Source organism: Bacillus sp. F56 (assembly GCF_001748205.1).
GTDB classification, from domain to species: domain Bacteria; phylum Bacillota; class Bacilli; order Bacillales; family Bacillaceae; genus Bacillus; species Bacillus stercoris.
On the sequence record NZ_BDFC01000008.1, the window covers coordinates 53,203 to 66,190 of the forward strand.

The window sequence follows — 12,988 nt, forward strand, 5'->3', positions numbered from 1 at the left end:
GCAAGGTTTTTTTGTTGATTTGCTTCATATCGAAATGTTACACCATTGTAAATTCAATTTGGGTTTTAAAGGCCCATTGTTAAGTTAGTGTAAATTTGTTAGAAGATTCATTTACATTCATATGAACTTGAAACATAATCATAGGGAGTTTTGCTGATATATGTCGAGACAGAGGTGAAAGCGTTGACGATTGATATCCAAACATTACTGTTCGAATTCTTTGGGGGTCTCGGTATTTTCCTAATTGGAATTAAGTTCATGGGAGAGGGACTTCAGAAATCGGCTGGGGATAGATTGAGAAATATATTAGACCGTTTTACAAGCAATCCGCTGATGGGCGTATTGGCGGGCATCATTGTGACGGTTTTGATTCAAAGCAGCTCGGGAACGACGGTTATTACCGTCGGGCTTGTCAGTGCGGGCTTTATGACGCTTCGTCAGGCCATTGGCGTTATTATGGGAGCCAATATTGGAACAACGGTTACCGCGTTTATTATCGGGATTGACATAGGGGCTTATGCATTGCCGATTATTGCTGTCGGCGGATTTTTACTGTTTTTCTTTAAGCATAAACATGTGCAAAATGCCGGCCAGATTGTGTTTGGGTTTGGGGCTCTGTTTTATGGGCTGGAGTTAATGAGCGGCGGCATGAAACCGCTCCGTTCACTTGAGGCATTTCATGATTTAACTGTCAGTATGAGCTCTAATCCGTTACTAGGTGCTGTCATTGGGACTTTGTTTACAGTTCTTGTGCAAAGCTCCAGCGCCACGATCGGCATCTTGCAAGGTTTATTCTCAGATGGGCTGATTGATATAAACGGTGCGCTGCCAGTGTTATTCGGTGATAATATTGGGACGACGATCACCGCGGTTCTTGCGTCTTTAGGTGCATCTGTTGCGGCGAGGCGTGCTGCTGCTACTCATGTGCTGTTTAACCTAATCGGGACAGCAATTTTCCTGATTTTTCTTAAGCCGTTTACAGCATTGATTTTGTCACTTCAGGCTTCGATGGGGCTTGATCCGAAAATGACAATTGCATTCGCACATGGAATCTTTAATACGACCAATACGATTATACAGCTTCCTTTTGTCGGGATATTGGCTTTGATCGTAACAAAACTGATTCCGGGCAAGGATTCAATGGTCGAATACAAGTCGCATCTTGATCCGATTTTTATTGAACAATCACCATCTATTGCTCTCGGACAGGCAAAAGAAGAAGTGATCCAAATGGGGAATTTTGCGGTGCAGGGGCTGGAAGTCACAAAGCAGTTTTTGGTGACAAAGCAGCCAAAATATGCGGCCAATGCTTATCAGATAGAGGATGCGGTTAACAATCTCGACCGGAAAATTACCGATTATTTGATCGAACTTTCTTCAAGTTCTCTCTCAGAGCACGAGTCTGAGGAGCATCATATGTTGATGGATACGGTCAGAGACATTGAAAGAATCGGAGATCACTTCGAAAATGTGATTGAATTGATAGAATACCAGCAGGCGCATCGTGTGGTTATAACTGAATCTGCCATGACGGATTTAACTGAAATGATAGATTTGACGATTTCTACTGTGAAGGCGTCCATTGAAGCTTTGCACCACAATGATGCAAAGATAGCTGAACAAGTCATTGAAAAAGAAGATGACATTGACAAAATGGAACGGAAGCTTCGCAAAAAGCATATTATCCGTTTGAATGAAGGGCTGTGTACTGGACAAGCGGGCATCGTCTTTGTTGATATGATCAGCAACCTAGAGCGTATCGGCGATCATGCGGTCAATATTGCTGAAGCTGTTATTGGTGAAAATTGATAAGGAAAAAGCATAGAATCCTAGGATTCTATGCTTTTTTGTAGTCTTTTTTCACCTTCTGGAAGACATCAGCGTAATTTGTGAACACCCCTGTCACGCCCCAATCAAGCAGGCGGCGCATATCTGCTTCTGTATTGACTGTGTAAGGGTGCAGCAGGAGGCCGTGGCTGCGGATCATACGGACGTTTTCTTGATTCAAAGCTTTATAATCCGGGCCTGCACCAACAGCGTATGTTTTGATTTCTTCCAGTTCAGCATCTGTCATTGTCGCCATTTGTTTGGCTTCCAGCAATTGAACGGTCGGCAGGTTTGGCTGTAATTGATGGACTTTTAACAGGCTTTCTTTGCTGAACGATTGAATGATCACCTGGCCGGGCTTAGAATGTTTGCCTAGTAATTTATGTTTCTGTAAGGAAGCGATCAGTTTTTCTTCCATACCAGGGTAGGTGTCAGGCGATTTTGTTTCAATGTAGTAGTTCGCGTGCTTTCCGAAACGGTCTAATACTTCTTCTAATGTAGGAACTTTAAGGCCGGCGTACTGCGGCTTCGCTTTTTCCGGATAAGCTTCATTAAACCAAGAACCGGCGTCCAGCTTCTTAATGTCTGCGAGCGTATGGTCTTTCACCCAGCCCGTTCCGTTTGTGGTACGGTCCAGTTTTTCGTCGTGCATGACAATCAATTTCCCGTCTTTTGTCATTTGCAGATCCAATTCAATATAATCTGCTTTCATTTTTTGAGCGGTTTCGTAAGACAGAATCGTGTGCTCAGGCACATATCCAGAAGCCCCTCTATGCGCAACAGTCAGGATACGGTCAGGCGACAGCAGGTTTCCTTTTGACGCTGCCGACACAGGCGTTACCATAAATGAAAGTAAGCCCAGCGACAGAACAACCAAGGCAAGTATTCTATTTTTTCTCATGATTTCTCCTCCTTATTGATAAAGACTACCTGTCTTTCATATTAAAAAACGGATGTAAACGGCGTGTTGGAAAATGATTAATCTTTTATGTGGCTTTTTTAAACGTGCTCTGCCCGTTTTCCTGTATTCCATGTCAAAGCTAAGAAGACGATAGCAAGAATGCAGGAAGAGATCAGCATGATAAAGCCGCCGTTCCAATCAAACCGGTCAACGACAAAGCCCATAATGGCGTTTGCGAAGGCGGATCCGCCGATGTATCCGAAAAATCCGGTCAAACCGGCTGCAGTTCCGGCTGCTTTTTTCGGTGCTAGGTCAATCGCTTGCAGGCCGATCAGCATAACAGGTCCGTAGATTAAGAAGCCAATGCTGATCAAGGCGATATTGTCTACGAGCGGATTGCCGGCCGGATTCAGCCAGTACACCATTACGGCAATGAAAACGCCCGCCATAAACAAAACGCCTGCGGGTGCCCGGCGGCTTTTGAAGAATCGGTCACTGATCCAGCCGCACAAAATGGTTCCCGGTATGCCGGCATATTCGTAAAGAAAATAGGACCAGCGCGAGTCTTCAGGAGAAAAGCCTTTGGCTTCTGTTAAGTAAGTAGGCGCCCAGTCAACCACGCCGTATCGCACGAAATAGACAAATACATTGGCAAACGCGATATACCAAAGAAATTTGTTATTCAGCACATATTGAAAAAGGATTTCTTTTGTTGTTAATTCCTTTTCTTGATTTTTAAAAGCGTGTTTTGGATAGTCATTCCGATACTCTTCAATTGGCGGGAGTCCGCAGGATTGAGGCGTATCACGAACCAATAAAACAATTAAAAATGAAATGATAATGGCGATGATGGCAGGGAAGAAAAACACGCTTTTCCAAGTGACGAACATCGCGATGCCAAGAGTGACAAGCGGAGCAAGAATACCGCCGCCTATGTTATGTGCGACATTCCAGATCGACATTTTTGTGCCGCGTTCACTTATAGAAAACCAATGGGCCATTGTCCTGCCGCATGGCGGCCAGCCCATTCCTTGAAACCATCCGTTGATAAACATAAAAATAAACATGATGGTGACGCTCGAAGTCACCCACGGCATTGAAACGAATAGAATATTGACGATTGCTGATAAAAATAGGCCTGTTGCGAGAAAATATCTCGGATTACAGCGGTCAGACACCATTCCCATGATGAATTTGCTGAAGCCGTACGCAATGGACACAGCGGCCAGCACCAAACCTAGTTCTGTTTTGGAAAATCCCTGTTCCTGCAGATAAGGAATGGCAAAGGCAAAGTTTTTCCGCAGCAGGTAGTAGCCTGCGTAGCCAATGAAAATACCAATGAATACTTGCAGCCTGAGCCGTTTATAAGCCGCATCCATCTTTGAATCATCCAGTCTCTCAATGTGAGGAGCCGGTTTAAATATATGAAGCATCAAAAATTATCCCCCTTTGCTGTTTGTGCTGGATGTATGCGTGCCTCCTTTCAGAAAAACAAAAAGAGCCAGAAAACACCCCTTGTCAAAAGGGGGTGGATTCCTGGCTCTCCTCATCTCCATCCAAGCTATTAACTTATTATGATAGCGCTTTCTTAAGTTATCATAGTCTAGAGTGAATGTAAACGGGTAATTTGAAATTGGGTATTGAGTAAGTAAATATTATCCTTTTACTAAATGGAGTTATGTTTTTTTACTGGCAGCATAAAAATCTGGAGGGAGGCTGTTGCAGGTGGATGAATTAGATATCGCATTCGGTATTTTACCGTTAGGAATTATGCTGTTGTCGATTGTCGGGACTTGTATTTGTAAAAACGCGTATCTGATGCCAATGCTTAGTTTGGCTATTTCTCTAGTGCTCACCTTTACCATTTTTAATGAATCATTTTTGGGATGGGCTGTAGTCTATAGTTTGATTTCTCTGGCTTTATCCTATATCACATTGATTGTGGTAAGGAAAAAGAAGGAATCAGGAAAATAAAAATCCTCACTTTCTAACAGATTGTTGACTAAGGCAACTATATGTGATTATAATTGGCTTAGTCAACGATATTAGAAAGTGGGGATTTGATTTGAAAACAAGAGAATCATCTGTCGGATTAAAATTCAGAAAGTTCAATCGATTTTATACAAACGTCCTTGGTTTCCTTAATGAGCACATTTACGACAGCCCGTTTTCCTTAACGGAAACACGGATATTATTTGAAGTTTATAATACGCCCAATTGTACGGCAAAATCCCTTCAGGATAAGCTGGGGCTTGACCGGGGATATGTCAGCAGGATTGTGAAGCAGTTTGAAAAAGAAGGTTTGATCTATAAACAGAGGAGCAAAGATGACGCCCGCCACCATTATATTTTTGTCACAGAAACAGGAAAAACGATTTATAAAAAGCTGGAGGAGAAAGCCAACGAACAAGTGGAACTGATGCTGAAGGAAATCAACCAAAAGGAGCAGCACAAACTTGCCGAGGCGATGGCAGAGATTGAAGCGATCCTTTCACAGTCGCTTTCTGCCAGAACATCAGAGATATCGATTAGAGATTATTTTCTGTCGGATGATCTTCAACTCCTTATTGAGAAACAAAGACAATTTTACGCGGAGGCTCACGGTTGGGACGACACGTTTTTAGCTTACCTTCAGGAGACATTTGACGCTGACATCGAAAACATATGGATTGCGGAAAGCGGCGGGAAATTTGCCGGCTCTGTCGGGCTGGTCAAGCATGATGATAAGACAGTCCAGCTCAGATGGTTTCTGGTTGATGCGGCTTTTCGGGGCAGGGGGCTCGGCACTCAATTGCTGGAGCATCTGGTTGCATACTGCCAAGACATGAAATTTGACCGCATTTTCCTTTGGACGGTGAGCACCATGGCTGAGGCTCGTCCGCTTTACGAAAAATTTGGATTCAGGATAAGTGAAGTGAAACAAGAAGCGCCATTATGGGGACAGCAGCTGACAGAAGAACGGTGGGATTTGGAGCTGTCATGAAAAGACTGCACTATGCTTGGATCATCGTCTCCGTCACCTTTTTGATCTTATTGGCGGTTCAGGGGGTGCGGCTGTCGTTTGGTGCATTTGTGGAGCCGTGGGAACGGCAATTTTCAATGGATAGAAGCACCATCTCGTTGATTTCGACGATGAGCTTTATTGTTTACGGCATATCACAGCCTGTGATCGGCCGGCTTGTGGACAAGTGGGGTGCTCGGGCTGTTTTGGCATGGAGTGCGTTACTGACAGGCGTCAGCATTTTCTTAACATACCTTGTGACTTCGCCTTGGCAGCTGTTTTTGCTTTATGGGCTGGGTGTCTCGCTTGGGGTTGGCGGAGCATCGAATGTGGCAGCAAGTGTATTGGTCGTCAATTGGTTCAGCAAAAAGCGGGGACTAGCCTTTGGGATCATGGAAGCAGGATTTGGCGCGGGGCAAATGCTTCTCGTCCCTGGCTCACTCATGCTGATCCATTGGTTTAGCTGGAAGCTGACGGTTGTGGTGTTGGGGCTGCTGTTAATCGTGATTGTTTTTCCGGCTGCCCTGCTGATGCTGAGGAACAATCCTTCAGAAAAGAAGACAGAGCCGATAGGCGGACTGGCTGCTTCAGAAAAAGAAACGGCACCTAAAACAACTGCTCTTTCAGTGACCGGGATGTTTCGAATGAGGCAATTCTGGTTTTTGATATTGCCGTTTTTGATCTGCGGATTTACGACCGTGGGGCTGATGGATACCCATTTGATTCCCTTTTCTCACGATCACGGCTTTTCCACGACGGTCACGAGTGCCGCTGTCAGTCTGCTGGCAGGCTTTAATATTGCCGGCATCTTACTGTCGGGAATTGTAGCGGACCGGTGGAGCAGCCGGAAAATCCTTTGCTTTTTATATGCGGTGCGCGCGATGTCGATCGTGATTCTCATATACAGCCACGAGCCCTACTTGCTTTTAGCCTTTGCGATTCTGTTTGGGTTAGTGGACTTTGCAACGGTAGCACCGACTCAAATGCTCGCCACCCAGTACTTTCAAAACTACTCGATCGGCCTCATGATTGGCTGGCTCTCACTCGCCCATCAGATCGGATCGGCACTAGGTGCGTATGTGCCCGGCGTCATCTATACGGTAACGGGTGAGTATACACTGGCTTTTTATTTGTCGATTGGAATGCTCGTGCTTGCGAGCGTAATGAATGTGATGCTGAGGGAGCCAGCTGCGGTTACGCGTGACAGTGCGGCTGTGGTAGACAAGTGATGAGGACAAAGGGAAAGCATCTCTGATTTGGGATTATTCAGAGATGCTTTTTTTGTATTTTTGTTCTAATACGAAGTCGATCATACCGACTATGCGGGCGTTTTCGGATTTTTGTTTGAAGTTTTGGGAGACTTGAATGGCTTTTGCGTTTTTAAAACAAGAGGCAAGCCAGATAAACCCGACAACAACAAAAAATAATCTAGCAAGTAAACTCCCTGCATGGGGTAATTCATTAGTTGTAAAATATAAAAATAGAGTAACTAATGTACCGTAGATTACTGTTTTTATACTATGTATAAGAGTTAGCTGAGGCTCACTAAAGAATACTTTTAGTTGATTCAGCATGATAGAATCCTGCTTGGTTAGAAAAGTCAGGATTTCTTTATCATTTTCCTTGTACTGTTTAATAGTTTCGGCCATTTTTACTGTCTCTTTAAATGTTTGTTGATCTAGAGTCATCCAGTATCCTCCTTAAAAGTAAAGCACTACATGAGGAATGATATAGATCCATAGACTCATGTAGTGCTGATATATTATTTATTTGCAGAAGGGAATAAAGCTAAAAACGCACTTATAAAAGCTACAGCTCCACCTACTGCTAAGGTTTCAGGTATAGCTGTTAGCAAGGCAGCAATTCCTAATACAGCAGCCACTCCAAATGTAATATGAGTGAGAGTAGATTCCCAATCTGGTGAGTATACTTCCTCAGTATCTGGTAAAGTAAAGTGCTTCTGTTTTATTTTAAACGTAATCGTAGTCGTTAGTCCAGTTGTGATATTGTCACCGACTGGAATATCAGGTGTATAGATTTTAATTTGAATATTTAAAGATTCAGCTGTTGGATTTACATAAACCTCCAAATAACCGTTGCGTACTGATAAGCTCAGACTATTTAAAAGGTTTTGATAAGAGTCGATTTGTGACGCAGTGAGAGACGTTTGAGTGTCGCCCAATAAACCCGTGATATAGGCACCTGGTTTACCATTTGTAATGGTAATTGTGTTTGGTGAACCTTCACTTGGTATGGTTGCCAGAAGTGAAGTTGATAGAATAATATCCAACTCAGGTGATGTGAAAATGGTTTCTGTCGTATCAAATTCAAACATCGCGTTTGCCAAACTTGTTAGATTTTCTAAAGCCGGAATGGTAGATAAAATGTCTGTCAGTGTACGCAGCCTTGCATCATATACCGGATCAGACGGCGGATTTACATTGCTTGCACCTGAGTCTCTTCCTGAAAATCCGTCTTTATCAATCCCGATGCTTCCAGAGGCGCTTCCGATGGTTCCTTCATAAAATTGATCAAAGGCCCAGTTGTTTGGCATCGGATAGCCGAGATTGCCGCTAAATCCTGTTGACATATTTGCCACAAAACTATACTTTGTCAGTCCTGCTTCTGATGTACGGATACAAATGTTTCTTGGTCCGTAAACCCCTATTTCATACTTAGGTGCGGTTGAAAATGTCTGCATTTTTGTAAATGCTGACTTAATCTCTTGGAAATAAGGAATGATTTTATCGGTCACTTCATAATCGTATGCATCAAAATCGACAGCGAAATAAATGGTCGTGCCTGACGGAAAACCTAATCTTCTAGCAGCAGAAGCGGCACTATATGCATCTCTTGTGCCTTGGTCTTTGACAAAATAAGAAGATTCATAGCCGCCATCTTGATAAATTGGGAAAACCTTCAATCCGGCATCGAGAATAACTGCAAGCTCTTTAGATGTCAGGGCTTTTGATGTGAGGCCGCTGCTTGTCCGCACATTTCCGGTCAAATATCTGCCAACCGTTTTATAACCGTTATTCCGCAGTGTTTGAGCTTTTTCTGCGGTTATAATTGTAGCAGTGTCACAAGCAGAAGCGGCGCGAGTTGTGTCTCCTGAGCTTGATAATAAAGCTTTAATGGTTGGCATATCTGCATAACCTGTTTGCGGCAGGCACATGAACTCTTGAAATGCTTTAACAGCTGAAACAACACCCACACCATATTTGCCGTCAAACTCACCAGGATCGAACGATTTTCCGTTACAATAGAGGGCGTACTGAACAATTAAGACAAATCCTGTTCTTGAATCGCCGGGAGTTAAAGTAGGACACAAACTTGTGGTGCCGTTTCCGAAAAATCCATTGGCAACACTTGTGCTCATGCCTTCTTCTTTTTGTAGGGCATAAATAAGAGCTTTATTTGTATCGCGGCCATACAGTCCGTCACAAGGCATTAACCCGATATAGTCATTGTAGTCCCGATTTAAGTTTTGTTGAATCTGGCGAATTCTTGAATCACCCCCAGACACCAGCTTAAAAGCGCTCATGTCTAATAAGGCTTTCATAATTAACGTGGTGACAATCCCATCCTGTGTTGTCAGTCCGGCAGCTTTTTGAAATTCTTTTACCGCATTTTCTGTTTTTTCGTAAAAGACGCCTGTAAAACCGCCGGGATTAAAGCCTTTACACCATAAAGCCCCTTGTAAAATAAAATTCATGTTGCTTGGTTTTGAATCTGGAGCTTGGCGTTTAAGAGGCTTAAATAAGCGCTGTGTTGTCGGCCCGAAGTTATCGGCTGGCTCTGAGATACCCAATTCAATTTGAAGCGCCCGAGTCAGACCGTAGATCGTATCCCACCCAGTTTTCCCGCTTTCTTCAACTGGGTTATACCCATGTTTGCCGCTGTACGTATCGTTCAGCCATTGCTGTGTGATTAAGACCATTTCATCAACCATTTCGATTCCTCCTTTGTTAGATTGCGTTCATTTATAGGTGGCAAACGTAGGACAAAATAAAAAAATGGATGCCGTTAAGCATCCATTTTACATCCGTTCTCCAACAGCTTCGCTTTCGGTTTCATCTCCGAGATGTAGAGGCCTAAAAGCGTAAGGGCGCCTCCTAGAAGAGCGATCCATGTCATGTTTTCATGCAGGACCAAGACGGAAGCGGCGATTGTGATAACCGGGACCATGTATATATAAGCACTGGATTTGACGGCTCCGAGCACGCCGACTGAATAATTCCAAGTGGCGAAGCACAGGGCAGAAGCGCCAATGCCTAGGAAAAGCATGTTAAGCGCATTCGAAGCGGATGAAAATCGGCTCAGGCCAAAATGGAAGTCGAACAAAAATAAGGCGGGAACCATAAACAATAAGCCGTACAAAAATACTCTCTGTGTCAGCTCGATGATGTGGTATTCGTAAGCGCTTAATTTTTTCATGAATATCGAGTATCCGCCAAACACGAGAGCGGCCCCGGCTGCCATGATGTCTCCGAGCGGATTCAGACGCAGTACCACATTGCCGTTAAACGTAATCAATAAAAGCCCGATCAGTGCCGAGACAAACCCAATGAAAAAAGTCAGACGCAGTTTTTCGCCTTCGAGCAGAAAATGGGCCAGCACCGCAGTGATCATCGGGATAATGGACACGATCATGCCGACATTGGATGCGTATGTATAGGTGAGAGCTATATTTTCTAATAGAAAGTATAAGGTTACGCCAAATAAACCAGCCCCGGCAAACAACAGCTCCTGCCGCCAATTTCTGATCGGAATTATTTTGGGGCGTACGAGAATAAGCGCAATAAAGCCCATCAAAAACCGATAAAATAATATTTCCATTGGAGAGAAGTCAGCCAGCAGAACCTTTGTCGAAATAAAGGTCGTCCCCCAAATCAGAATGGTCACAATGGCTGCGATATGCCCGGAAGTTTCTCTTTGTATGTTCATCTGTGAAGCTCCTTTTCAAAAATCTTCATGTATTGCTTGGGTGTCAGCCCCACCTGCCGTTTAAAAAACTTCGTCATATGGCTCTGATCACTGAACCCTGTCTGAAATGCGGCATCAATTGGTCTTACCCCTTGTTCAAGAAGTTTTTTCGCTTGATTAATCCGGATTGTTTCCATATAGCTATTAGGCGTAATTCCTTTTTGTTTTGTAAACGAACGCAATAAATGATACTTGCTCCATCCTGTTAATTCACTCAAATCATTGAGCGTGACGTTTTCGGCATAATGCTCTTCTAAAAATTCGCAAACCAATTTGACTTCGTCGGATGGTTCGGGAACGCTATTAAGGAACGTAACATCCGAATAGTGGCGAATCAGCTCTTCCAGCAGATGAAGAAACAGCTCCTCCTTACGCAAAGCTTGTTTTTCGTCTGATATCAAAATATGCAATTCTTGCAGGCTGGCTGTCAGCTCATGACGGAATAACACATGCTGGGAGAAGTAAGGGAGATGCCCGGCGCCGGTAATTTCCTTCACTGCCTTCTCCATGACATCCGGCATGACATTGATACACCGATAATCAAGCGTCCGGCCGTCAATCTGTTCACAGCTATGCGTGTCACGGGGGTTAAAGAGGAGAAGATCACCTGGATTGATGATATATTCTTGATCCTGACAGGCCAGATACCGTTGCCCTTTTTCAATAAATCCAATCACATAATAATCGTGAAAGTGGTTCGGGAACTTTTGCATAATCCCCTTGAAGCGGTAGGCTTCTATATGAAGATGTGGGTCAAGCTGCAGTGTGCGGGTTTCGTTTTGCATGGGATGCCTCCTGTCGGTATGGTGGTCTTGGATTAAGTGTAGCATGGTTTTGGGGGATTTCTTGTATGATGTTGCTGTTTAAAAAGCTAACCTTTATTGGCCTGCTTTCGTTTAGGAATCAAATAATAATATTTTCTATTTTAATAAAAATTTATTTTTCAAATATTTCAGTTATAATGGTTTGGAACAGATAGGAGGGGCAAAGATGTATCAATCAAAGAAGGTTTTATTGTTAGGTTCAGGTGAGTTAGGTAAAGAGGTAGTGATTGAAGCCCAGCGTCTTGGGGTACAGACGGTGGCAGTTGACAGTTACGAGCATGCTCCGGCGATGCAGGTGGCGCATAACAGCTATGTCATTGATATGCTTGACCCTGAGCAGATCAGAGCCATCATTGAGAAAGAAAAGCCGGATTTGATTGTGCCTGAGGTTGAGGCGATTGCGACGGATGAATTGCTGAAGCTTGAAGAAGAAGGATTTCACGTCATCCCGAATGCCCGTGCGGCCAAGCTGACGATGGATCGGGAAGGCATCAGACGGCTTGCGGCGGAAACGCTTGGACTTGCGACGGCTGGCTATGAATTTGCGAATACATATGATGAATTTATACAAGCGGCAGCTCAGATCGGTTTTCCTTGTGTCGTTAAGCCATTGATGAGTTCTTCTGGAAAGGGCCAAAGTGTGTGCCGCTCTGAAGCGGATTTAGAGAGCTGCTGGGAGACGGCGATGGAAGGCGGACGGGTGAAAAACGGCCGCGTGATCGTTGAAGAGTTTATCCCTTTCGAATCAGAAATCACACTCTTAACCGTACGTGCGGTTAACGGTACGGCATTTTGTGAGCCGATCGGTCATGTGCAAAAGGACGGGGATTATATCGAATCGTGGCAGCCGCATGATATGACAGAGCAGCAAATAGAAGAAGCGAAGCATATTGCAAAAGCGATCACGGATGAGCTTGGCGGATACGGCCTGTTTGGTGTTGAACTGTTCCTTGCGAAAGATAAGGTATATTTCAGTGAAGTATCTCCCCGTCCGCATGATACAGGCCTTGTCACGCTGGTGACGCAAAATTTGTCAGAATTCGCGCTGCATGTCCGGGCGATTCTCGGCTTTCCGATTACAGAAATCACACAGCTTTCTCCTGGCGCCAGCAGGCCCCTCAAAGCACCGGAAGAATTAGCGGATTACACTGTTGAAGGACTGGAACACGCACTGGCAGTCCCACAGACACAAGTGCGCGTCTTTGGAAAGCCAATAACGAAAGCCGGACGGCGTATGGCAGTTGCGCTTTCTGCTGCTGATACAGTCGAAACGGCGAGAGAGAACGCTAAGAAAGCATTGGATCAGCTAACGATAAAATAGAGTTTGAGCAGGCTTTGTCATCGCACAAGGCCTGTTTTTTTTCTTTCTCCATAAAAGTTTTATCATAAGAATCCGAAACCTGATTATAATGTAAAAGTCTTCCATCAATACGGGTGGTTGACACTAAA

Annotated in this window: 11 protein-coding genes; 5 read left to right on the top strand and 6 right to left on the bottom strand. The window is 44.2% G+C overall.

Annotation, left to right across the window (positions count from 1 at the left end; translation table 11 throughout):
* Window positions 1–183 precede the first annotated feature (183 nt).
* Complete coding sequence (locus tag BFW96_RS14020; protein ID WP_069839931.1) at window positions 184–1,809, top strand: Na/Pi cotransporter family protein; 1,626 nt, start codon at window positions 184–186, stop codon at window positions 1,807–1,809.
* A gap of 28 nt (window positions 1,810–1,837) precedes the next feature.
* Here the strand turns inward: BFW96_RS14020 and BFW96_RS14025 are convergent, their stop codons facing one another.
* Both BFW96_RS14025 and glpT read right to left on the bottom strand, forming a co-directional pair.
* Window positions 1,838–2,728: a glycerophosphodiester phosphodiesterase gene (locus BFW96_RS14025; RefSeq protein ID WP_069839748.1), complete on the bottom strand. Its 891-nt coding sequence runs from the start codon at window positions 2,726–2,728 to the stop codon at window positions 1,838–1,840.
* Between the two features lie 98 nt (window positions 2,729–2,826).
* Entirely contained in the window at window positions 2,827–4,161 is a 1,335-nt protein-coding gene (gene glpT / locus BFW96_RS14030) for a glycerol-3-phosphate transporter (protein WP_014662600.1), read from the bottom strand.
* A gap of 292 nt (window positions 4,162–4,453) precedes the next feature.
* Between glpT and BFW96_RS14035 the strand changes: the two genes are divergently transcribed.
* From BFW96_RS14035 to BFW96_RS14045, 3 genes are all read left to right on the top strand, one after another.
* Window positions 4,454–4,702 (top strand): YbeF family protein, encoded by a 249-nt coding sequence (locus BFW96_RS14035; RefSeq protein WP_069839932.1) that lies wholly within the window; start codon window positions 4,454–4,456, stop codon window positions 4,700–4,702.
* Window positions 4,703–4,793: 91 nt separating this feature from the next.
* Window positions 4,794–5,711 carry a bifunctional helix-turn-helix transcriptional regulator/GNAT family N-acetyltransferase gene (locus BFW96_RS14040; protein ID WP_069839749.1) on the top strand — a complete coding sequence of 306 codons (918 nt, stop codon included), beginning with the start codon at window positions 4,794–4,796 and terminating at the stop codon, window positions 5,709–5,711.
* Window positions 5,708–6,958, top strand: coding sequence for an MFS transporter (locus BFW96_RS14045; protein WP_069839750.1), 1,251 nt, complete (start codon window positions 5,708–5,710; stop codon window positions 6,956–6,958). Before BFW96_RS14040 ends, BFW96_RS14045 begins: the two co-directional genes overlap by 4 nt.
* A 33-nt stretch (window positions 6,959–6,991) precedes the next feature.
* Here the strand turns inward: BFW96_RS14045 and BFW96_RS14050 are convergent, their stop codons facing one another.
* The 4 genes from BFW96_RS14050 to BFW96_RS14065 form a co-directional block, all read right to left on the bottom strand.
* Window positions 6,992–7,417 (bottom strand): hypothetical protein, encoded by a 426-nt coding sequence (locus tag BFW96_RS14050; RefSeq protein ID WP_069839751.1) that lies wholly within the window; start codon window positions 7,415–7,417, stop codon window positions 6,992–6,994.
* Between the two features lie 74 nt (window positions 7,418–7,491).
* The gene (locus BFW96_RS14055; RefSeq protein ID WP_069839752.1) at window positions 7,492–9,681 is read right to left on the bottom strand and encodes a glycoside hydrolase domain-containing protein; all 2,190 of its coding nucleotides are present in this window, start codon (window positions 9,679–9,681) and stop codon (window positions 7,492–7,494) included.
* A gap of 74 nt (window positions 9,682–9,755) precedes the next feature.
* Window positions 9,756–10,676 carry a DMT family transporter gene (locus BFW96_RS14060; protein WP_069839753.1) on the bottom strand — a complete coding sequence of 307 codons (921 nt, stop codon included), beginning with the start codon at window positions 10,674–10,676 and terminating at the stop codon, window positions 9,756–9,758.
* Window positions 10,673–11,500, bottom strand: coding sequence for an AraC family ligand binding domain-containing protein (locus BFW96_RS14065; RefSeq protein WP_014662606.1), 828 nt, complete (start codon window positions 11,498–11,500; stop codon window positions 10,673–10,675). The genes BFW96_RS14060 and BFW96_RS14065 overlap by 4 nt, the downstream gene beginning before the upstream one ends.
* 190 nt (window positions 11,501–11,690) lie before the next feature.
* Between BFW96_RS14065 and purT the strand changes: the two genes are divergently transcribed.
* Window positions 11,691–12,860 (top strand): phosphoribosylglycinamide formyltransferase 2, encoded by a 1,170-nt coding sequence (gene purT / locus BFW96_RS14070; RefSeq protein ID WP_267888168.1) that lies wholly within the window; start codon window positions 11,691–11,693, stop codon window positions 12,858–12,860.
* Window positions 12,861–12,988: the final 128 nt, after the last annotated feature.

Bases quoted from the DNA above. Each gene is read 5' to 3' on its own strand.
- BFW96_RS14060 (WP_069839753.1), bottom strand. From the start codon at position 10,676: ATGAACATACAAAGAGAAACTTCCGGGCATATCGCAGCCATTGTGACC.
- BFW96_RS14050 (WP_069839751.1), bottom strand. From the start codon at position 7,417: ATGACTCTAGATCAACAAACATTTAAAGAGACAGTAAAAATGGCCGAA.
- BFW96_RS14065 (WP_014662606.1), bottom strand. From the start codon at position 11,500: ATGCAAAACGAAACCCGCACACTGCAGCTTGACCCACATCTTCATATA.
- BFW96_RS14045 (WP_069839750.1), top strand. From the start codon at position 5,708: ATGAAAAGACTGCACTATGCTTGGATCATCGTCTCCGTCACCTTTTTG.
- BFW96_RS14025 (WP_069839748.1), bottom strand. From the start codon at position 2,728: ATGAGAAAAAATAGAATACTTGCCTTGGTTGTTCTGTCGCTGGGCTTA.
- BFW96_RS14055 (WP_069839752.1), bottom strand. From the start codon at position 9,681: ATGGTTGATGAAATGGTCTTAATCACACAGCAATGGCTGAACGATACG.
- glpT (WP_014662600.1), bottom strand. From the start codon at position 4,161: ATGCTTCATATATTTAAACCGGCTCCTCACATTGAGAGACTGGATGAT.